Below are 19,435 nucleotides of genomic sequence, written 5' to 3' on the forward strand. Positions count from 1 at the left end.
CTCCTTACGCTGGCATAATCTTGCAGAGAGTCGCTTTGGTCTCCTGCATTTGCGTCACTGAATCGTAGCCGTAGGTCTGAACCGTGTTGGTGCTTTCGCCCAGAACGATCGGATCGGCCCCATCGGGGTATTTGTCCCGCAGGCTGACACCTTCCATGTGCCCGCCGAAGTGGAAGGGCATGAAGGCCACGCCCTCGCCCACCCGTTCGGTGACCATGGCCATCACCTTGATCTTGCCGCCCTCGGGCCCTTCGACCCAGACATCGGACCCGTCGCGCACGCCGAGGTTGTTGGCGTCACGGGTGTTGATCTCGATGAACATGTTCTGTTGCAGCTCGGCAAGCCATGGGTTCGACCGGGTCTCGTCCCCGCCGCCCTCATATTCGACCAGACGGCCAGATGTGAGGATGAGCGGGAATTCCTTCGAGAAGTCGTTCTTTTGGATCGAGGCATAAAGCGTCGGCACCCGCCAGAAGGTCTTGTCTTCGTAGGTCGGATAATCCGCCACCAGATCGCGCCGGTTGGAATAAAGCGGCTCGCGGTGTTTTGGCACCGGGTCGGGGAAGGTCCAGACCACACAGCGGGCCTTGGCGTTGCCGAAGGGGGCGCAGCCATGTTCAATCGCGACCCGCTGGATGCCGCCCGAAAGGTCGGTCTTCCAGTTGATGCCACCGACTTGGGCCACGTAATCGGATTCCATCTCGCCTTGCTGCGAGGTTTCACCGACCTCTTCTTGGCCATCGTCCGCATTCTCAGGCTTCTCGTAACCTGCGACCGCTTCGATGATGGCGCGTTCCTCCGCTGTGAGATCGCCGTCCCAGCCCAAATCCGTCAGCATCTGCATCGTGAACTCAGGATAGCCGTCTTTGATCTCGGAGCCTTTGGAATAGACACCTTCAGCCAGCAGGTTTTCACCGTCACGTTCCACACCAAAACGGGCGCGGAAGGTCAGGCCGCCTTCGGCCACTGGCAGCGACAGATCGTAAAGGTTCGCCGTGCCGGGGTGGTTCATCTCGGGCGTGCCCCAGCAGGGCCATGGCATGCCGTAGTAATCGCCATCCGCCGGGCCGCCGTTGGCACGCAGAGTGGTTTTGTCGAAGGTGTGCTGGTTCTGCATGTGCATTTTCATCCGCTCGGGCGACTGCCCGGTATAGCCGATGGTCCACATGCCTTTGTTGAACTCGCGCGTCAGGTCTTCGATGAGCGGCTCTTCACCGTTCACTTCGATGTTGCGGAACATGCGATCATCAAAGCCGAACTTCTTGGCGAACTTATAGAGGATCGTATGGTCCGGCAGGCTTTCAAACAGCGGCTCGACGACCTTTTCGCGCCACTGGAGCGAGCGGTTCGATGCGGTCACGGAACCGGAGGTTTCGAACTGCGTACAGGCCGGGAGCAGATAGGTGTTGTCGGTCCGATCGTGGAGAACGGCAGAGACGGTTGGGTATGGGTCGACCACAACCAGCAGGTCGAGCTTTTCCATCGCCGTTTTCATCTCACCCTGACGGGTCTGCGAGTTCGGCGCGTGGCCCCAGAGCACCATGGCTTTGGTGTTGTCGGGCTGCTCAAGGTTCTCACGGTCCTCAAGCACACCATCGATCCAACGCGACACCGGGATGCCGGTGAGGTTGATCATCTTTTGCTCTTCGCCCGCGCCATCGGTCCACGAGGCGAAGCGGCTCTGGATCCATTCCAGATCCTCACCCCAGACCCGCGCCCAATGCGCCCAAGAGCCATCGGACAGGCCGTAGTAGCCCGGCAGCGTATCGGCCAGAACGCCAAGGTCGGTCGCGCCCTGCACGTTGTCGTGGCCGCGGAAGATGTTGGTGCCGCCACCGGCGGTGCCCATGTTGCCCAAGGCCAGCTGCAGAATGCAGTAAGCGCGGGTGTTGTTGTTGCCGTTGGTGTGCTGCGTGCCACCCATGCACCAGATCACTGTGCCGGGGCGGTGGTTGGCCAGTGTCCGCGCGACGCGCTGAAGCTGTTCGCCGGGCACGCCGGTGACGCGCTCAACCTCATCGGGGGTCCAGTTGGCGACTTCCTGACGGATTTCATCCATGCCCCAGACGCGGGTGCGGATGAATTCCTCATCCTCCCAACCGTTCTCGAAGATATGGTAGAGGATACCCCAGACCAGCGCCACGTCAGAGCCGGGACGCATCCGCACATATTCGTCGGCATGGGCCGCGGTGCGGGTGAACCGCGGATCGCAGACGATCAGCGGCGCGTTGTTCTCTTCTTTGGCTTTCAGCACGTGCTGCAGCGACACCGGGTGCGCCTCGGCGGGGTTGCCGCCGATGATGAAGATCGCGCGCGACTTGTGGATGTCGTTGTAGCTGTTGGTCATGGCGCCGTAGCCCCATGTGTTCGCCACGCCTGCCACGGTGGTAGAGTGACAGATCCGCGCCTGGTGGTCGACGTTGTTGGTGCCCCAGTAGGCGGCGAATTTGCGGAACAGATAGGCCTGTTCGTTGGAGTGTTTCGCCGAGCCGAGCCAGTAGACCGAATCCGGGCCGGAGGTATCACGGATCGACAGCATCTGATCGCCGATCTCGTTGATCGCCTGCTCCCAAGAAATCCGCTGCCATTCGCCGCCGACTTTCTTCATCGGGTATTTCAGGCGGCGCTCACCATGGGCGTGCTCACGGACCGAGGCGCCCTTGGCGCAATGCGCGCCGAGGTTGAAGGGGCTGTCCCAACCGGGTTCTTGACCGAGCCAAACACCGTCCGACACTTCGGCGATGACGGTACAGCCGACCGAGCAATGGGTGCAGACGGATTTCTTGACTTCCATCTTTCCGCTGACGGCTGCGGTGGCGGCTGATGCCTGTTGCACGCTGCCCGCGGTGCCTGCGATTGCGGCAAGCCCGCCGATGGCAAGGCCCGAACCGCGCAGGAACGCGCGCCGGTCAATACCGCTGCGCGCCACATCGGACATGATGCCTGTCCGCTGCGCAGACCGCGCGACCCCATTGGTCTTTTTCCTCAACATATCTTCACTCCCTATGCGCGGGCTGGTCCCCGCCTGAGGTGGCTATTGAACGGCGGGTGTTATCGCCTTGCCAAGTTTTCGGGGCCTCGCCCCGGTTATCTGATCAGAACCGCGCGGCGGCGTAATAGGCCCGCGTGTGTTCGGTGTCTTGGATGCGGTCCGACGACAGGTCGGGGGCTTGGGCCGCTTCGGCCTCGGTCCCTGTGGTGGCCACGGCAACGGCGGCCAAGGGGGCGGCGGAGCCCGCGAATTTCAGGAAGTCGCGCCGGTCCTTGCGAACGGGTGCGTCGGTGGTACCCTCTGGCTTGCGTGTCATCTTCTCTCTCCTGTTACGTCTCTTGTTCAGGGGCGCGTGGCCCCGCCTGTCTCATCGCGGTGGGTCTAGTCGTCTTTGCTGAGCCGGAAGGCTTCGGCTTCAATCTGCATGAAGGCACGGCCAATTTTGCCCACGGGGGCATAGAAGACCGAGTTTTTCGCGCCTTCGAGGTCGGCAAAGAAGTGCCCAGCCCAAGGGGCGATATGCCGGTTAAAGAATGTCTTTTGCTGCGCCAGCGTCGCGGGGGACGCAAAACGGCCTGCGATCATCGCGCCCATCATCTCCATGAGCGAAGCGATGTTGTCTTCGGGCTCAAACACATTCGCTGCCCGTTCCAACCCGCGCGCCACCATGTCTTGCCGCAGCGCGGCCAGCGGTTTTTCGTTGAGAAAGCCGGTCAGATAGAAGCTGGCATAGGGCAGAAGTTCCCCCCGACCCAGCCCGATGAAAAGCCGATTGAACTCACTCTCGGCGCCCGACGGTTTGGTTTTGGCGGCGAGTTTGGACAGCGTCTTGAAGCCCTGCCCCAACTCGCTGTCATCCCCCGACAGACCCGCGCATTGATCCAACAAGATCTGATCCGGCGGCCCGGAAAGGATTAGCCCCATGAAGTTGTAAAGGTCCGCGCGCAGGCGGTCTTCTTCGGGCAGGGGCGTCGCGGCCAATTGGGTCATGCGCTGCTACCTTCCATGTCCTGTGCCAGATCGCTGGCAAATTGAAACCGCATCCGGCGGTGGGTCGGCGCGGGCTGCGCTTCGGCTTCTTCTTCCGGGGCGGCATGATGCACCTCAAGAGGCGCATCTGGGGCCAGCGCCGTTTCGGTCCGGCGGGGGCCGGGCACGACGACATCATGGGTCGAGGCCAGAACGGGCGCGTCATTGTTGGCGCTCTCAACCGTCTCTTCGGGTGCGTCGGCCTCAGCGGTCAGCACCTCCTCGACCTTCGAGACCATGCCGCGGCCCACTTGATAGATCGTGTTAACCGGTTTCCCAGCTGTCGCCGCCGCTGTGTAATCGTCGTCGTAATCGTTCAACCCGTCAAGGCAGGCCAGCACCGGGTTGGTTTTCCAAAAGCTGCGCAGCGCGCGGGTCTTGAGCCGTTGGGGCAGTTGCGCCTTGAGAAAGGCACGCAGTTGTTCGCCGCTCACCAGATCCTCGGGCGCGGGCAGATCGAACTCGGCCAGCAGGTCATCATCGCTGCGCTCGGCCAGCGCGGCTTCTTCAGCCTCTGCCACCTGCGCTGCGTGAACGCGCACTTCGGCTTCTGCCTCAGCCGCGACGGCGGCGCGGCGTTTCTGCCAAAAACCGCTCATGCCAGACGCTTTCGTTTCAGCGCGGGCGATGCATAGATGTCCGCAGGCTTTTCAATGCGCGGATCCCCGATCCCGTCTTGTTTAAGATCAGTGCGCAGACGATCCCGGCGGCGTTTGACGAAGGCTTCCTCTTGGTGGAACTCTTCGACGAACTCTTGCACCCATGCCAACAGACCCGGCGTCATCGCGACCTTTTCAACCACCTCTTCGGCGCTGTCGCAATAATCCTGCGCCTCATAGGGCGATGCTGTGACCAGCGCGAGTTTGAAGGGGCGGTCGGTTGCACCCGGAATGGGGCGCATCACAACATAGACACATGGCACATCCGCGCCGAGCCCGTGGACATAGGCTTCGGTCTCGGCTCCGTGGAGGTCCAGCTTGAGCGTGGCGGCGTGGTACTCGACGATCTCGCCGTCGCGGCGCAGCTCGCGCCAATCGGCCTCCCCGGCACCGGGCAGCACGGCGGTCGCTTTCCAGCTCCACTTGGCCCAACGGGTCACCCCCGGCGCGCGCCGCAGTACAATGCCCAAGGGCATCGTCCGATACATTGTCGGGTTGTGAATCAAATTGCTCCTCCGTTTCAACGACCTTCGCCTCTAAGGCTGGTCCGGGGAAGCGCAAATCCGCGCCAAAGCCCGAAAAACCCGGCTTTCGAGACAAGATGGCCCATCGGCTTGGCCCGCCAATGGCGCCTCGGCCTAATTGTCTAACTTGAGTATTTCGCTCGGAAAATGAGTGAATCGCAAAATTCGAATCACTGCCCCGGCTGACCGCTGTTTCTGCCTGCTTCACCGCCTAGGAGCAGCACCGCCGCGCCGCGAATTTCGGTTGTAGGGGGTGGCAAATCCCGTCTAGCTTGGGGCCTCTGCCCTGCCCAGATGGGCTGCGGAATGTCGTGCGAAATAAGGGAAAATTCATGGCCAAGACATTGATAACATGCGATTGCGCAGGGTCGCAGCGTATCGATTCCGATGCATTGGCCGAGCGCAGCGGTTTGGCGGTCGCGCCCCCCTGTTCGGCCCTCTGCACCACCCAGATCGACCGGGCGGCCAAGGCCCTGACTGCCGGGGACGCAATTTTATGCTGCACCCAAGAAGAGCGGGTCTTTACCGAATTGGCCGAGGAACTAGGCCAGCCCCCTGCCCCCTTCTTGGACCTGCGCGACCGGGCCGGATGGTCGGATGACCCCCGTGACAAACTACCCAAAATGTCCGCCCTTGCAGCCGAGGCGCTTTTGGACGCCCCGGCAGAGAAAACCATCGATGTCGGCTCCGAAGGGCTTTGCCTGATCGTGGGGCGCGGCCCGGCGGCGCTGGAGGCGGCGGCACAGCTCAAGGACCACCTGAGTGTCACGCTGTTGATGGACGACGCGGTGACACAGGCCGAGGACAATCTGCCCGAGGTGCGCGATTTTGACCTCATTTCCGGCAAGCTGCGCCGTGCCAAGGGCGCGCTTGGACAGTTCGAAGTGGTGATCGACGCGCTGCGGCAGGTCGACCCGCGTGGCCGGGGACCGCTCAACTGGACCGCGCCGCGCGACGGTGCGCGCAGCCAATGTGACATCATCATCGACCTGCGCGGCGAGACGCCGCTGTTCCCGGCGCATGAAAAACGCGAAGGCTACCTGCGCGCCGATCCCGGCCACCCGCCTGCCGTGGCCGCCGCCGTGTTGGCTGCCTCGCATCTCACCGGCACATTTGAGCAGCCGCTCTATGTGCGGACCGAGCCGCTGCTCTGCGCCCATTCCCGCGCGGGGCAAACCGGCTGTACCAATTGTCTGGACCTTTGCCCCACTGGCGCAATCACGCCCGACGGCGATCATGTTGCGATCGACCCGATGATCTGCGCGGGCTGCGGTGCCTGTTCCTCGGCCTGCCCCTCGGGTGCGATCAGCTATGACGCGCCGCCCGTCGATTTCACCATGCGCCGGGTGCAGACACTGGCGCGTGCCTATCTCGAAGCGGGCGGCGAAGCGCCGCGCCTGATGGTGCATGACGCCCATGGCGCCGAGATGATCCGCCTTGCCGCACGCCACGGGCGCGGGCTGCCTGCCGATGTGGTGCCGATGGCGCTCGATGCGCTCGCCGCCTTTGGCCATGCTGAGGCGCTGGCCGCGCTCGCCGCCGGGTTCGCCCATGTCTCGCTTCTGCTTGGCCCCAAGGCCGACCGCGACGCGATTGAGACGCAGACCGCGCTGGCCCGCGCCATTGCGGGGGACGCGCGGATGTCACTGATTGACACCCCCGACCCCGAGGCGCTGACCGACATCCTCTATGACAGCGAGGCCCCTGCCCCCGTCGCCCAGCCGGTGCGCCCCATGGGCAGCCGCCGCCAGATCGCCCGGCAGGCAGCGCGGGCGCTCAACCCCGAGGCCGAGGTGTTGGACCTGCCCGAGGGTGCGCCCTACGGCGCCGTTCTGGTCGACAAAGATGCCTGCACGCTGTGTCTGTCCTGCGTGTCGCTCTGCCCTTCGGGCGCGCTCGGCGACAACCCGGACCTGCCGCAACTGCGCTTTCAGGAAGACGCCTGCCTGCAATGCGGGCTCTGCGCCAATGTCTGCCCCGAGGATGCCATCACCCTCGCGCCGCGCCTCGACCTGACCGAAGCCGCGCTGAGCCAGCGCGTGCTGAACGAGGAAGAGCCCTTTGCCTGCGTCGAATGCGGAAGCCTCTTTGGTGTGAAATCCACCGTGGAGAAAATCACCGACAAGCTGCGCAGCCATTCGATGTTTGCCGACGAGGCAAAACTGCGGATGATCCAGATGTGCGATGACTGCCGGATCAATGCGCAGTATCACAGCACCAACAACCCGATGACCGGCAACGAACGCCCGCGCCCTCGGACCACCGACGATTATCTCTCCAAACGGCGCGACCACTAGGCCGCCCACAGCACAGGAGCCACCCATGAGCGAAGACTTCAACATGTCGATGCGCAAGTTTCTCAAACAGGTCGGCGTGACCTCGCAGCAGGCCATCGAAAAGGCCATGCGCGACCATGACACCAGCGGCAAAGAGTTTGCGGTCAAGGCCGTGATCACCATCCCCGAACTGGGCCTTGAGCATGAGATCGACGGCACCATCGCCGGCGCGGACAAGGGCGAGGCATAAGCGACGTGACAGCCAGCAGGGAAGCGGTCTTGACCGCCTTGAAGACCGTGACCGATCCGGCCACGGGGACAGACATCGTGGCCAGCGGCGTGATGCGCGCGCTGAATGTGGATGACGCGGGCGCGGTGCGTTTCGTGATGGAAATCCCGCCCGCCCAAGCCAAAGCCTATGAGGAGGCCAAGGCGCTGGCCGAAGCGGCGCTGGCGCAGGTCGAGGGGGTCTCGAAAGTCTCCATCGTGCTGACCGGCCACAGCGAGAAAGCCCCGCCGCCTGACCTCAAGCCTCAGCGCAAAGCGGAGCCAACCGGCCCGCAAAAAATCCCCGGCGTCGACCGGATCATCGCCGTCGCCTCGGGGAAGGGCGGCGTCGGCAAATCCACCGTTTCCGCGAACCTCGCCTGTGCGCTGGCCGCCCAAGGCCGCCGGGTCGGGCTGCTGGATGCCGATGTCTACGGCCCCAGCCAGCCGCGCATGCTCGGCGTCTCTGGCCGCCCCGCCTCGCCCGATGGCAAGACCATCCTGCCGATGCGCAACCACGGCGTTACCATGATGTCGATTGGCCTGATGACCAACGAAGACCAAGCCGTGGTCTGGCGCGGGCCGATGCTGATGGGCGCGCTGCAGCAGATGATGACGCAGGTGCAATGGGGCGCGCTTGACGTGCTGATCGTGGACCTGCCGCCCGGCACCGGCGACGTGCAGATGACGCTGGCGCAAAAGGCCCATGTGGATGGGGCGGTTATCGTCTCTACACCGCAGGATGTGGCTCTGATCGACGCGCGCAAGGGCATCGATATGTTCAACCAGCTGAAGGTGCCGATCCTCGGCATGATCGAAAACATGTCGACGCATATCTGCACCAATTGCGGCCACGAAGAGCATGTTTTCGGCCACGGCGGCGTCGCGACTGAAGCCGAGAAATGGGGCGTGCCCCTGCTGGCCGAAGTGCCGCTCGATCTGCAGATCCGTCTCGCCTCCGACGGCGGCGCGCCGATCACCGTCAGCCAGCCGGATAGCAAGCAGGCCGCGGCCTTTCACGCCATCGCCAAGCAACTCGTGGACGCTGGCGCCGCATGAGCGAACCGCTGTCCTTCCCCCCGCTGATGTCGGGCGAGGCGGTCGTGGGCGATGCCCTTGCCGCCGCCTGCGCCCGCGCGGCCGAGGGCTGCGATGCGGGTCTGATCACCTACCGGCTTGACGGGGCCGAGATGCAGGCGGCCTTGGTCTTTGCCCCCGAGGTGCCGCTGGCCCGCGCGGTGGCGATGCTGCCGCTCTGCGGGGTGGGCTTTCAAAACGCCCTCGGCGCGCTCTCGCCGCCCGAAGTCGCGGTGCAACTGGAATGGAACGGCGGCATCCGCGTGAACGGTGCGGCCTGCGGCGCGCTCCGGATGATGGCCTCGACAACCGATCCGACGGCGGTGCCCGATTGGCTCGTCGTCGGTTTCACCCTGCCGCTCTACCCTGCGAACGACCCTGACATGGCGCAAACGGGTCTAAACCCGGATCAAACCGCGCTCTATGCCGAAGGCTGCGCCGAGGTGCAGCCCCCTGCCCTTGTCGAATCCTGGGCGCGGCACACGCTGCATTGGATCAACCGCTGGGAAGACCTCGGCCCTGCCAGCCTGCATGGCGAATGGCGCGGCTTGGCCTACGGGATCGACGAAGAGGTGACCGCGCAGGGCGCAAGCGGTACATTCATCGGTGTCGACGAGGACTTCGGCATGTTACTGCGCGCGGGAGAGACGACCCGCCTGATCCCGCTCACCACCTTATTGGAGCCCGCACCATGACCCTCAAACTTGCCCGCGCGATCCATTTCGATGAGAGCGACCGCAACGTCTTCGCCTCACCCGCCCGCACCGGGGAATGGTGCATCTCTGGCGGATTCGAGTTTTCCGATTGGACCGAGGGCGACCTGACTGGCAAAGCCCGCCAAGCCTTCGCCAACGGCTGGCTCGGGCTCGAAACCTTTGGCCGCGTGACCTTTGTCGCCGTGACCCAGATCGAAGAAGCCGAGGTAGAGGCCCTCGCCGCGCTCCTGGCGCAGCATTTCGTTACCTACTACGGTGCACCTTCGGTCGATGCCGCGCGTCCCGTGGCGAAAGAGGAGTTGGCGCAGATGATCGACCTCTGCGCCGATCACGCGCCCAACTGTCTGCTCACCGTGGCGCGCGAGTTGACCGACGCGGGCGTCCGTGAAAGCTTTCGCATGATCCAGCCGCAGGATGCAGGACTAGAGCAATTCGCGATCCACGGCGACCTGCCCGAGTGAACCATCCGCGCCGGTTTGTGCGCGGATGGTCTCTAACTCAGGTTATTCGGCACCTTCCGCGTTGAACACGAATAGTGTCTCACCATTGATCTTATAGTCGTTGATCAGCGCTTTCGCCCGGTCCGATGTCAGCCAGTCTTCGAGCTTCAGAGCCAGATCATTTTTGACATGGCCGTGACGCTCGGGGTTCACCGGCAGATAGGCATATTGGTTAAACAGAACCGGATCGCCCGCATAGAGCAACGCCAGATCCCCCTTATTGCCGAAGTTCAGCCAGCTTGCCCGGTCCGACATCACATAGGCAGGCATCCCCGAGGCGGTGTTGAGCGCCGCCCCCATGCCTGCCCCGACGGCGCTATACCAATCGCCGAACTCTGCCGGATCGACCCCCGCTTCAGCCCAAAGCGACAGTTCTTTCTTATGGGTGCCGCTGTCATCCCCTCGGCTCACGAAATCAGACTCTTTGCCGGCGATTGCGCTCAATGCTTCGGTGGCCGCACCCGAGGATGCGATGCCCGCCGGATCGCTTTTTGGACCGATGAAGACGAAATCGTTGTACATGATTTCCGTTCGGTGGCTGCCGAACCCCGCGTCGACGAAAGCCTCCTCGGCTTTGCGCGAATGGACCAGGATCGCGTCCACGTCCCCGGATTCGCCTAGCTTGATCGCCTGGCCGGTCCCGACGACCAACAATTGCACATCGAGATCAAGATCCGCTGCGATCTGAGGCAAGAGAACATCCGCGAGACCGGAGTTGTTGAACGATGTCGTCACCGCCATTTTCATCACGTCCGCGGCCTGCGCCGCACCGCTCATCGCCAGCGCGGAAATTGCGCCTACAATCCAATGTTTCATTCTACGATATCTCCTCTTAAAAATGCCTGCGCCTCTGGGGTCTCAGGTCGGTTGAAAAACATAGTCGCGGGACCGGCCTCATGCAGACGGCCCCCCAGAAGGAACAAGACATCGTCGGCCAAACGGCGGGCTTGACCGTGGTCATGTGTCGAAAGGATCAGCCGCGTGCCGGCAGATTTCGCCGATTGCAAAATCGCCTCGATCTCGCGGGTCGCACGGCCATCCAATGCGGCACAGGGCTCATCGAGAAACAGCAGCTTGGGCTTGCAGATCAGGGCGCGGGCGAGGGCCAGTTTCTGCTGCTCGCCACCCGATAGCACAGGGGCTGCGCGGCCCAAAAGCGGCTCTAACCCGACGCGTGCGGCCCATTCCTCCGCAGCCTGACGGGCCTCTGCCTTTGCGACACCACGCAGGCGCAACGGATAGACAAGGTTCTCCAAAACCGTGCGCCGGAGCATGACGGGCCGCTGGAAAACGAATGCCTGATGATGCCGCGCCTCTTCGGTCGTGCAGGCCCAGTCGATCCGCCCCGCAGAGAGCCGCGCGGTGCCATGCAGCAATTGCAACAGCGTGGTTTTGCCCGCGCCGTTCGGGCCGATAACGACCGTGGCGCCCTGCCCGTCTAGCGTCAGATCAATCGGTCCCACCAGCCGTTGCCCGCGTCTTCGGCTTTCGACCGCGCTGGCCTGCATCGGGAAAAGCTGCATCACCACCGGCCCTCCCGTTCGGTGCGGCCCAGCCAATGGATCGCGAGGTTCACCGCCACGGCCAGCCCGATCAGTACGAAACCGAGGGCGAGCGCCAAGGCAAACTCACCCTTTCCGGTCTCAAGCGCGATCGCGGTGGTCAACACCCGCGTCGCATGGTCGATATTGCCCCCGACGATCATGATCGCCCCCACCTCCCCAATCGCGCGGCCAAAACCTGCGAGCGCGGCAGTGAGGAGCGCACGGCGGGAATCCCAAAGCAGGGTCCGTATCTTTTGGCCCTGCGTGACATTCATCGAAATCAACAGATCATGATATTCCTGCCAAAGTTCGCGGATCGACTGATGCGCGATCGAGGCAATGAGCGGCACGATAATGATCACCTGCGCTATGATCATCGCCGTGGGGGTAAAAAGCAGCCCCAACACGCCAAGGGGCCCGGAGCGGGAAAGGACCACATAAACGATGAGCCCCACCACGACCGGCGGCAGCCCCATGAGCGCATTTAAAACCGCGATCACCAAGCGCCGTGCGCGAAACCGTTTTACGGCGACCAATGCCGCGAGGGGGAGGGCAATCAGGCAGGCAACGACCAAGGCGGAGACGGTCACCTGCAATGACCGACCGGCGATCTCAACCAACTCGGGATCAAGCGTGAAGACAAGCCAAAAGGCCTGCGTCAGTCCGCTCCAAATATCGACCATCCCGCAGTGGCCTCCCCCGACTTGGGGCCCAAAGCCCCCTTTTCCCGCACAGTGTCAGGACTGACCTGCCGACGCCAGAGCCACCGGGACCGAAATTGCCGGAAGAGACAGACTGGCTTGAAACTCACCGTGATCTCGGCCGCGCAAGGTCAGGATGACCCATCCCATGATTCTCGCAAATCGGGTATGTGGCTCTAACTACGGCAAAACCGCGAAATGCTGGCCATCCGGCTCATGATGAGCTCATTCTCATTTCCAAGGATAGTTTTAACAAATAAATACAGACCCTTAGACGTAAAAGCCCGGACTATCTTTGATCGTAGCTCCGACTATCGATGCCGTCTTTCCCTCTCCTCGCGCAAGAATCTATTGCACGCATCGCTTTAATGGCATTAAGTAACGGAAACAAAAGCGCTACCGAATAATAGCGTTACTGAGAGCGAGGGCAGATGTGACGGACACTGTACACATCAATACACGGATCCGCCGTAATGCGGAAACGCTTTCCGAGGCGTTGGAAAGTCACATGTTGAAGGTCTTTGCGCCCGACGCGCGCAAGGAGCTACGCCGCTTTTCAGCCGGAGAAGCGGCTGAATTGCTTGGAATTTCAACCAGCTTCCTTCGCAAACTCCATTTCGACAATAAGGTCGTTGACGTTCAGACAAGCCCGGGCGGGCGGCGGCATTACAGTGCTGAAGATCTGCTCTCAATCCGGCGCACGCTTGAATCAACGGCCAAATCGCGCGGTGCCTACCAGCGTGGCCGTCGTGACGGGGACAAACTGCAAGTATTGTCTTTTTTGAACTTCAAAGGCGGCAGCGGAAAGACGACGAGCGCAATCCATGCGGCGCAACGACTGGCCTTGAAGGGCTACCGTGTGCTCTGCGTCGATATTGACCCGCAAGCGTCTCTAACAACGCTTTTTGGCTATCGGCCAGAGTATGATTTCCTGAACTCGGGGACCATCTACGATGCCATCCAATATGACGATCCGGTCCCTTTGGCCGATGTCATTCAGAAAACATTCTTTACTGGCATTGATCTTGCTCCCGGCGGGTTGATGCTTCAGGAGTTTGAGCATGAAACCCCCCAAGCTCTGCTGAACAACACCCAGCCAGCATTTTTCGCCCGGTTGGCGACCTCTCTGCAGGACGTAGAGCAAGATTACGACGTGGTTATCTTCGATTGCCCGCCGCAACTGGGGTACCTCACGATGTCGGCGCTTTGCGCCTCGACGGGCGTGCTAATCACTGTCGTCCCGAACATGCTCGACGTCGCATCGATGTCGCAGTTCCTGCAGATGAGCGCGGACCTGCTTGATGTAGTCTCTAATGCAGGAGCAAGCATGGAATTTGATTTCCTGCGTTTCCTGATAAATCGGTACGAGCCGAATGATGGGCCGCAACAGCAGGTTCTATCCTTCTTGCGCCAGCTCTTTGACGAGGAAGTCATGGTCGCACCAATGCTGAAATCCACCGCGATTTCGGATGCCGGGCTGACGCATCAGACGATTTATGAGGTCGACCGGTCCCAATTTCACCGCTCGACCTATGACCGGGCGGTGGATTCACTCAATCTTGTGAATGATGAGATCGAAAGCATGATCCAGAAAGCATGGGGGCGGTAATGGCACGTAAAGGCATTTTATCTTCTGCACCGGCGAATGTTGAGAAGCCGGAGAAGCCTAAATCCCCCTCGATAGAGCCTAATAAGAGCCGGGGTAAGGCCAGTTTAATGCCGCGCGGCGCGGTGGGGGCGCTTCAGTCTTCGTTGAACCGGATGCAAGAAAACGCGGTTCAGGAAATGGACGGTAATCTGATCGACATGGCAGGTGTCGAAGACCGTTTAGGCACTGATACGCAGGCTCAGAAGCAGCTGCATGACAGCCTCAAGACTTACGGGCAGCAGGTTCCTGTGCTCGTTCGGCCCCATCCCAAAACCCCCGGACGGTTCGAAATTGTCTACGGGCGGCGGCGGCTTCAGGCACTGAAAGCGCTTGCGATGCCCGTCAAGGCGATGGTCCGCCAGTTGGACGACCATGCTTTGGTGATGGCGCAGGGGCAGGAGAATACCGCGCGACAGGACCTGTCGTTTATCGAAAAGGCGAGCTTTGCTGCTCAGCTAGACGTGGGCGGGCATGACCGGCAGACAATCGCAGACGCGCTGTCGATCGATCTGCCTATGGTCAGTCGCATGCTCAAAGTTGGTCATGCGTTCGAGCTACCTTTCTTGCGCCAGATCGGTTCTGCCCCGTCCATCGGGCGGGATCGCTGGATGGCTTTGGTCAAACTCTTTGAGCAACCCGCAGCAAAAGCGCGGGCGGACAAACGGATGTCGCGGGCCGACTGGGAAGGGTTCAATTCAGATGAACGGTTCGAGGCGATCTTTTCCGAAGCCTCAGCCCAGCCCGAGAAAGCTGCCGCCTCCCCTGCCCCATCGGCCAAGCCCCGCACCCTGCGGAGCCGTGATGGCAAGGCTTTGGCGGACATTCGCAGCGGCAAGCGTGGGGTGACGGTGACCGTCCCTGCCCGTGCAGCCGAGGGATTTGATACATGGCTCGATGCGCATGCAGAAGAGCTTTTGCAAGAGATTCACGACCGCTGGCAAAAGACCCGCGCGTGAGAAATTGAGGAAGTAGCAACAGGAGGCACATCCAAGACCACAAAAAAAGCCCCCCAGGATAAATCCCGGAAGGCCCTTCTCAAACTTTGCACCTTCGAGATAGCCCCAAAGATTTATCGATGTCAACTCTACCCGATGGGATAGGGCCGGTATTTTGTTGTCTTTCGTGATTTTAAATGGAAAACACGTTCCGAACTGGGTTCGGGCGGCCGAAATCGGCTACCCAAGTGTCATGCGAGGGGCCGGACAAATGGGCATTGCTCGACCGGCTGACAACTGCGGCTGATTGTTTTGAATTGTCGCACCGCACCCTCACCGTATTGAAGGCGTTGCTCAGCTTTCTGCCGAGCCGTCATATTCCAGATGGCGCGGCAGGGATCGTATTTGCCTCGAACGCCCGGCTGTCTGAGCGGTTGCACGGGATGCCTGAAAGCACGCTTCGACGGCATCTTGCCCAGCTTGTCCGTGTCGGGCTTATTGCCCGGCACGATAGCCCCAATCGCAAACGCTTTGCACGAAACCGGGGCGGCGCGATTGCGCTGGCCTTTGGCTTTGACCTCTCCCCCCTTGTCGTTCAGTCAGATATGATAGAGACAGCCGCTCAGGCAGCCGAAGCGCACAGTGAGCGCCTGCAAGCGCTGAGGGACCGGGTGCTTGTTCTGAGGCACGCGCTGATCCGTCAGGGTGGCGCTGAGGGGGTGGCAAATGAGGCGGGGCGTGTCCTTCGGCGCAAGCCGGATGAAGCGGCATTGACCCTTCTTGAGAATGCATTACGTGAGGCGCTTGAGAGCACGGCCACCATTGTTGATGAAGCCGAAGCAGAACCGGTTTCCCCTGCCCCATCTACAGAACAAATGAGCGCCAGCGACGGCGAAAATGAGCGGCACATACAGGATTCAATTAAATCCTATTTTGACTCTGAACAGCAGAGCGGTCCGAAAGACGCCCTCCCTCACTCGGCTGACAACATTGACAGTGAAGACAACGAGCCAAAAAAAGGGGTCACTTTTGCTGAGGTGGTCGCTGCTTGCAAAGAAGTTCAAAGCTTCTTCCCAGAAGCGATGCGCAATTGGAGTGACATTGTACGGATCGGAGATCAGATTGCCCCAATGCTGGGGATTGACCTGCCGGTCTTAAATGAGGCAAAACGGGACATGGGTGCGGAGAGCGCAGCGGTGACAGTCCTTTGTCTGCTTGAGAAAGCCGCGACCATCCGAAGCCCGGGCGCATATCTTCGCCGTTTGACCCAAATGGCCCGTAATGGCGCTTTTTCCCTTAATCCTATGGTGGCAGCACTGGTAAATCAGCGCAATTGTCAGCTGACAACTTGAAAACCTATGGTTTTACAGTGGGTTAGGCATATGTATGCCTGGCAATCGGGGCCAAAATACTGAATTGGTGGGATTTGTCGGGCAAAATACGCCCCCACACTTCACCCTTGAAGGCGCAGCGGCTAAATTGGCCTCACTTTTTCGGGAAAGCCCATGACCTCCGTTCGCCTACGCCTGCTGATCCTCGCGCTAACACCGCTTATCGTGTTGATGCCGCTGCTGCTGGTCTTGGGCATGTCGCGTTGGACGGCGGACTATGACGAAGTGCTCATCGCGAATGTCGAGAGCGAGTTGAGGATCGCCAACCAGTATCTCGCGCGGTTGTTGGCGCAGACCGGCAATGAACTGGATGCCGTCGCAGGCTCGGTCGAATTTGCCCGCTTGCTTGAGATGCCGACCGCAGATCGGGTGGCCTCCTTTGCCGAGATACAAGATCGGCTGGGCTTGGATTTTCTGCGCTTCCTCCCCCTCGAAACAGCGGTCGATGAAGGCGAGGATTGGCCGGTGATCGCCCGCGCGGCGCGGGGAGCACGCGGGGCGGAGATCGACGTATTTAGCAATGCACGGCTGACAACTTTGAACGACGCGCTCGCGGTACGCGCGCAGGTGCCGGTGATCGACACGCCCGCCGCCGTGCCCACCAACCGGAAAGTCGAAGACCGCGGGATGGTGGTCCATGCGGCAAGCCCGGTGGCGCTGAACGGCAGGCAGGGCGTTTTGGTTGGCGGAATGCTTTTGAACCGAAACCTCGACTTCATCGATACGATCAACGATCTGGTCTATTTGAACGCGGTAACCGGCGGCGACCGGCAGGGGACTGCGACGCTGTTCCTTGATGATCTGCGCATCTCGACCAATGTGCGCCTGTTCGAGGATGTGCGCGCCCTTGGCACGCGCGTCTCGGCCGAAGTGCGGGAGGCCGTGTTGATCGAAGGGCGCACTTGGCTCGACCGGGCGTTTGTGGTGAATGATTGGTATATCTCAGGCTACCAGCCCATCACCGACAGTTTCGGGGAGCGGGTAGGGATGCTCTATGTCGGCTTTCTTGAGGCGCCTTTTGCGCAGGCGAAGCGCGAGGCGTTCTGGTGGATGCTGGCGGCCTTCTTTGCCGTGCTGGCCCTCTCGGCGCCGGTGTTCCTGTGGCTGGCGCGGGGAATCTTCTCGCCGCTTGAACGGATGACAAAGGTCATGCACCGCGTCGGCAAGGGAGAGCTTTCGGCGCGGATCGGGCCAGTGCCCGCGCGGGATGAGATCGGCGCCGTGGCGCATCACCTCGATTGGTTGCTGGAGCAGGTTCAAGAACGCGACCGGCAGTTGCGCAGTTGGAATGATGAGCTGAACCAGCGCGTGGATCAGCGTACCGGTGAATTGCGCGAGGCGAATGAGAAGTTGGAGCAGACCTTCCGCCAGTTGGTGATGAGCGAAAAGCTCGCCTCCATCGGGGAAATCACCGCCGGGGTCGCCCATGAGATCAACAACCCGGTCGCGGTCATCATGGGCAATGTCGATGTCATCCGTGAGACTCTAGGCGAGGATGCCGCGCCCGTGGCCACGGAACTGGGGCTGATCGACAGACAACTGTCGCGGATCGAGGTGATCGTCGGCAAATTGCTGAAGTTCGCCGCGCCGTCTGAGTTTTCCGACTGTGAACATAATATCGCGCTACGGCCCTTGGTGCAGGATTGCCTCGTGCTCGTTGACCATCTGATCAGCCGGGGCGGGATTGAGGTGGATTGCGATTTTGAAGAGGTCCCGCCCGTGCGCGCGGACTCGGGCGAGATTCAGCAAGTCGTGGTGAACCTTGTGGTCAATGCCGTGCAGGCGATGCGGGGGGCAGGGCGGTTGGATCTGTATCTAAGGTCTGAGGAGCGCGACGCTTTGCCCGGTGTCGCGCTTTCTGTCCATGACAGTGGGCCGGGGGTGCCAGAGGCGTTGCTCGGCTCGCTGTTCGATCCCTTCTTTACCACGAAACCCGGAGAGGGGACGGGGCTGGGCCTGTCGATCTCTCAGACGCTGATCCAGCGCGCCGGGGGGATCATCACGGTGCGCAACCGGGACGAGGGAGGCGCGGCCTTTACCGTCTGGCTGCCGCAAGCGCCCGATGATGGAGGCCCCCCCTGAACGCGCGCGGCGCGTTTAGGGGGGGCAGGGGGCTCTAGGCGGCCTTGCTGTCGAAGCCTTCCAGATAGGCCACGAGGATATCCAGCGCCGCCTGTAGGTCACTCTTGGAGACCATCTCCGTCACCGTGTGGATGTAGCGGGTGCCAACCACGATCCCCACGGCCCGCGCGCCAGCGGCGGCCTGCTGCGCCGCTGCGCCGTCTTGGCCGCCGGCGGCGAGCATGGTGCGTTGGAAGGGGATTTTGCGGGCCTCGGCCAGCTTTTCGATGTCGCGCACCAAATCCACATCGGCGATGAAGCTGCTGTCACGCACGTGCAGGCCAAAGCCCTTGCCGAGGCGTGTGGTGGACAGATGCTCGGGCACGCCGGGCGTGTCGCAGGCCAGCGTCGTGTCGATGCCAAGACCGATGTCGGGCTGAACCTTATAGGCCGCGGTGCGCGCGCCGCGCAGGCCGACTTCCTCCTGACAAGTGAAGGCCACGTGAATTTCCGCCCCGCGTCCCTTGTCGGCCAGCTTGCGGATCGCTTCGATCCCCAGCCAGCAGGCGACGCGGTTGTCGAGCGCCTTAGACACAAATTGATCGCCCATTTCGAGGAAAGGTTCATCCATCACCACGAAGTCACCGACCTTGACGATGTCCTTGGCTTTCTCACCCAGCCCAAGATCAATGAAGAATTCCGAGACTTCGGGAATCTTCTTGCGGTCCTCGGGGGAGGAGATGTGAATGGGCTTGCCGCCGGGGTTCATCACGCCCTTCAGATCGCCCTGATCGGTGCAGACCAACACTCGGCGCGAGAAGAGGTTGCGCGGATCAAAACCCCCCACGGGTTGAAGGTACAGAAACCCGTCTTTCGAGATATGGCTGACCAGAAACCCGATCTCATCCATGTGGCACAACAGCATGATCTTGGGCGCTGTGCCGTCGCCTGCCGTCGCATCACGGCGGCAGAGGAGGGATCCCATGGCGTCGGTCTCCACATGGTCGAACAGGCCCTCGATCTGCTGGGTGATCAGGTCACGCACGCGGTGCTCGCGCCCCGGCACGCCGGGGGTTTCGCAAAGGTCTTTGAGTAGGTCGATGTTCATGCTGGCC

The 19,435-nt window shown here is 61.6% G+C and carries 18 protein-coding genes; 9 read left to right on the forward strand and 9 right to left on the reverse strand.

The window, feature by feature from the left end:
• Window positions 1-4: 4 nt before the first annotated feature.
• The 5 genes from K3762_RS17775 to K3762_RS17795 form a co-directional block, all read right to left on the reverse strand.
• The gene (locus K3762_RS17775; RefSeq protein WP_132445433.1) at window positions 5-2,992 is read right to left on the reverse strand and encodes a formate dehydrogenase subunit alpha; all 2,988 of its coding nucleotides are present in this window, start codon (window positions 2,990-2,992) and stop codon (window positions 5-7) included.
• Between the two features lie 103 nt (window positions 2,993-3,095).
• Window positions 3,096-3,308 carry a twin-arginine translocation pathway signal protein gene (locus K3762_RS17780; protein WP_067935401.1) on the reverse strand — a complete coding sequence of 71 codons (213 nt, stop codon included), beginning with the start codon at window positions 3,306-3,308 and terminating at the stop codon, window positions 3,096-3,098.
• Window positions 3,309-3,373: 65 nt separating this feature from the next.
• Complete coding sequence (locus tag K3762_RS17785; RefSeq protein WP_132445427.1) at window positions 3,374-3,982, reverse strand: molecular chaperone; 609 nt, start codon at window positions 3,980-3,982, stop codon at window positions 3,374-3,376.
• Window positions 3,979-4,620: a DUF3306 domain-containing protein gene (locus K3762_RS17790; RefSeq protein WP_132445424.1), complete on the reverse strand. Its 642-nt coding sequence runs from the start codon at window positions 4,618-4,620 to the stop codon at window positions 3,979-3,981. Before K3762_RS17790 ends, K3762_RS17785 begins: the two co-directional genes overlap by 4 nt.
• A complete protein-coding gene (locus tag K3762_RS17795) occupies window positions 4,617-5,156 on the reverse strand; it encodes a DUF3305 domain-containing protein (RefSeq protein WP_067941244.1) in 540 nt (179 codons plus the stop codon). The genes K3762_RS17790 and K3762_RS17795 overlap by 4 nt, the downstream gene beginning before the upstream one ends.
• A gap of 380 nt (window positions 5,157-5,536) precedes the next feature.
• Here K3762_RS17795 and K3762_RS17800 point away from each other — a divergent pair, with 380 nt between their 5' ends.
• Genes K3762_RS17800 through K3762_RS17820 form a run of 5 tightly spaced genes read left to right on the forward strand, consistent with a single transcriptional unit; the run spans window position 5,537 to window position 10,001 of the window.
• Window positions 5,537-7,501, forward strand: coding sequence for a 4Fe-4S binding protein (locus K3762_RS17800; protein ID WP_132445421.1), 1,965 nt, complete (start codon window positions 5,537-5,539; stop codon window positions 7,499-7,501).
• A gap of 25 nt (window positions 7,502-7,526) precedes the next feature.
• Window positions 7,527-7,730, forward strand: coding sequence for a DUF6494 family protein (locus tag K3762_RS17805; RefSeq protein ID WP_067628701.1), 204 nt, complete (start codon window positions 7,527-7,529; stop codon window positions 7,728-7,730).
• A 5-nt stretch (window positions 7,731-7,735) separates the two neighbouring features.
• A complete protein-coding gene (locus K3762_RS17810; RefSeq protein ID WP_132445418.1) occupies window positions 7,736-8,806 on the forward strand; it encodes an Mrp/NBP35 family ATP-binding protein in 1,071 nt (356 codons plus the stop codon).
• Window positions 8,803-9,519: a biotin/lipoate--protein ligase family protein gene (locus K3762_RS17815; protein ID WP_132445415.1), complete on the forward strand. Its 717-nt coding sequence runs from the start codon at window positions 8,803-8,805 to the stop codon at window positions 9,517-9,519. Before K3762_RS17810 ends, K3762_RS17815 begins: the two co-directional genes overlap by 4 nt.
• Complete coding sequence (locus tag K3762_RS17820) at window positions 9,516-10,001, forward strand: DUF6505 family protein (protein ID WP_132445412.1); 486 nt, start codon at window positions 9,516-9,518, stop codon at window positions 9,999-10,001. Before K3762_RS17815 ends, K3762_RS17820 begins: the two co-directional genes overlap by 4 nt.
• A 42-nt stretch (window positions 10,002-10,043) precedes the next feature.
• Here K3762_RS17820 and K3762_RS17825 read toward each other — a convergent pair whose 3' ends face one another.
• The 3 genes from K3762_RS17825 to K3762_RS17835 are packed head-to-tail and all read right to left on the reverse strand — an operon-like array spanning window position 10,044 to window position 12,267.
• Window positions 10,044-10,856, reverse strand: a complete 813-nt coding sequence (locus K3762_RS17825) for a substrate-binding domain-containing protein (protein ID WP_132445409.1) — start codon at window positions 10,854-10,856, stop codon at window positions 10,044-10,046.
• Window positions 10,853-11,563 carry an ATP-binding cassette domain-containing protein gene (locus K3762_RS17830; protein ID WP_132445597.1) on the reverse strand — a complete coding sequence of 237 codons (711 nt, stop codon included), beginning with the start codon at window positions 11,561-11,563 and terminating at the stop codon, window positions 10,853-10,855. The genes K3762_RS17825 and K3762_RS17830 overlap by 4 nt, the downstream gene beginning before the upstream one ends.
• Window positions 11,563-12,267 (reverse strand): ABC transporter permease, encoded by a 705-nt coding sequence (locus K3762_RS17835; protein ID WP_067628713.1) that lies wholly within the window; start codon window positions 12,265-12,267, stop codon window positions 11,563-11,565. The genes K3762_RS17830 and K3762_RS17835 overlap by 1 nt, the downstream gene beginning before the upstream one ends.
• Window positions 12,268-12,718: 451 nt before the next feature.
• On the opposite strand from K3762_RS17835, the gene repA reads away from it, so the two are divergent.
• The 4 genes from repA to K3762_RS17855 all read left to right on the forward strand — a co-directional run bounded on the left by repA (window position 12,719) and on the right by K3762_RS17855 (window position 18,341).
• A complete protein-coding gene (gene repA / locus K3762_RS17840; RefSeq protein ID WP_120352309.1) occupies window positions 12,719-13,894 on the forward strand; it encodes a plasmid partitioning protein RepA in 1,176 nt (391 codons plus the stop codon).
• Window positions 13,894-14,889: a plasmid partitioning protein RepB gene (gene repB, locus K3762_RS17845; protein ID WP_132445406.1), complete on the forward strand. Its 996-nt coding sequence runs from the start codon at window positions 13,894-13,896 to the stop codon at window positions 14,887-14,889. Before repA ends, repB begins: the two co-directional genes overlap by 1 nt.
• Before the next feature lie 176 nt (window positions 14,890-15,065).
• Window positions 15,066-16,220 carry a plasmid replication protein RepC gene (gene repC, locus K3762_RS17850; protein ID WP_132445403.1) on the forward strand — a complete coding sequence of 385 codons (1,155 nt, stop codon included), beginning with the start codon at window positions 15,066-15,068 and terminating at the stop codon, window positions 16,218-16,220.
• 153 nt (window positions 16,221-16,373) lie between these two features.
• Window positions 16,374-18,341, forward strand: coding sequence for a cache domain-containing protein (locus tag K3762_RS17855; protein ID WP_132445400.1), 1,968 nt, complete (start codon window positions 16,374-16,376; stop codon window positions 18,339-18,341).
• Between the two features lie 34 nt (window positions 18,342-18,375).
• On the opposite strand, the gene K3762_RS17860 is transcribed toward K3762_RS17855, so the two are convergent.
• A complete protein-coding gene (locus tag K3762_RS17860) occupies window positions 18,376-19,428 on the reverse strand; it encodes a M42 family metallopeptidase (RefSeq protein WP_132445397.1) in 1,053 nt (350 codons plus the stop codon).
• Window positions 19,429-19,435 lie beyond the last annotated feature (7 nt).

The sequence above is a fragment of the Sulfitobacter sp. W074 genome (assembly GCF_025142275.1).
Taxonomy (GTDB): Bacteria; Pseudomonadota; Alphaproteobacteria; order Rhodobacterales; family Rhodobacteraceae; genus Sulfitobacter; species Sulfitobacter profundi.

Coding starts and splice junctions, on each gene's coding strand:
- K3762_RS17775 (WP_132445433.1), bottom strand. CDS start 2,992: ATGTTGAGGAAAAAGACCAATGGGGTCGCGCGGTCTGCGCAGCGGACA.
- K3762_RS17780 (WP_067935401.1), bottom strand. CDS start 3,308: ATGACACGCAAGCCAGAGGGTACCACCGACGCACCCGTTCGCAAGGAC.
- K3762_RS17785 (WP_132445427.1), bottom strand. CDS start 3,982: ATGACCCAATTGGCCGCGACGCCCCTGCCCGAAGAAGACCGCCTGCGC.
- K3762_RS17790 (WP_132445424.1), bottom strand. CDS start 4,620: ATGAGCGGTTTTTGGCAGAAACGCCGCGCCGCCGTCGCGGCTGAGGCA.
- K3762_RS17795 (WP_067941244.1), bottom strand. CDS start 5,156: ATGCCCTTGGGCATTGTACTGCGGCGCGCGCCGGGGGTGACCCGTTGG.
- K3762_RS17800 (WP_132445421.1), top strand. CDS start 5,537: ATGGCCAAGACATTGATAACATGCGATTGCGCAGGGTCGCAGCGTATC.
- K3762_RS17805 (WP_067628701.1), top strand. CDS start 7,527: ATGAGCGAAGACTTCAACATGTCGATGCGCAAGTTTCTCAAACAGGTC.
- K3762_RS17815 (WP_132445415.1), top strand. CDS start 8,803: ATGAGCGAACCGCTGTCCTTCCCCCCGCTGATGTCGGGCGAGGCGGTC.
- K3762_RS17820 (WP_132445412.1), top strand. CDS start 9,516: ATGACCCTCAAACTTGCCCGCGCGATCCATTTCGATGAGAGCGACCGC.
- K3762_RS17825 (WP_132445409.1), bottom strand. CDS start 10,856: ATGAAACATTGGATTGTAGGCGCAATTTCCGCGCTGGCGATGAGCGGT.
- K3762_RS17830 (WP_132445597.1), bottom strand. CDS start 11,563: ATGCAGCTTTTCCCGATGCAGGCCAGCGCGGTCGAAAGCCGAAGACGC.
- K3762_RS17835 (WP_067628713.1), bottom strand. CDS start 12,267: ATGGTCGATATTTGGAGCGGACTGACGCAGGCCTTTTGGCTTGTCTTC.
- repB (WP_132445406.1), top strand. CDS start 13,894: ATGGCACGTAAAGGCATTTTATCTTCTGCACCGGCGAATGTTGAGAAG.
- repC (WP_132445403.1), top strand. CDS start 15,066: ATGGAAAACACGTTCCGAACTGGGTTCGGGCGGCCGAAATCGGCTACC.
- K3762_RS17855 (WP_132445400.1), top strand. CDS start 16,374: ATGACCTCCGTTCGCCTACGCCTGCTGATCCTCGCGCTAACACCGCTT.
- K3762_RS17860 (WP_132445397.1), bottom strand. CDS start 19,428: ATGAACATCGACCTACTCAAAGACCTTTGCGAAACCCCCGGCGTGCCG.